Origin of the sequence: Pseudomonas sp. Q11, from assembly GCF_024494355.1 — a bacterium.
In the GTDB taxonomy this organism is placed as follows: Bacteria; Pseudomonadota; Gammaproteobacteria; order Pseudomonadales; family Pseudomonadaceae; genus Aquipseudomonas; species Aquipseudomonas hefeiensis.
Genome location: NZ_JAKNQY010000095.1, coordinates 1 through 252, shown reverse-complemented (window position 1 = coordinate 252; position 252 = coordinate 1). Strand labels below are relative to the sequence as shown.

At 59.9% G+C, this 252-nt stretch carries 1 protein-coding gene; it reads left to right on the top strand.

Features of this window, described 5'->3' with window-relative positions:
* The coding region (locus MA884_RS27865; protein WP_256233490.1) for a DUF6124 family protein at positions 1-252 on the top strand (252 nt) is incomplete at both ends.

The window sequence follows — 252 nt, the reverse complement described above, 5'->3', positions numbered from 1 at the left end:
AGGAAGAAAAAAAGCTCGAAGACGCCGCCACCCGCGCCCTCGATTACTACCTCAAACCCCAACCTTCCTCACCGCCCGAACCCGACAAACACCAACTTTTCATCGTTTCCCCCCACATAGACACCGAAACCCTACTGGCCAACGCCTCAGAAGACCTGCTCTCCATCAGTACCATCGCCGCCGACCTGGCTGACGATGTGGATGACTCACGCCGCTGCGTCGCCCTGGCGATCAGCCGCATGGCCGATGGGG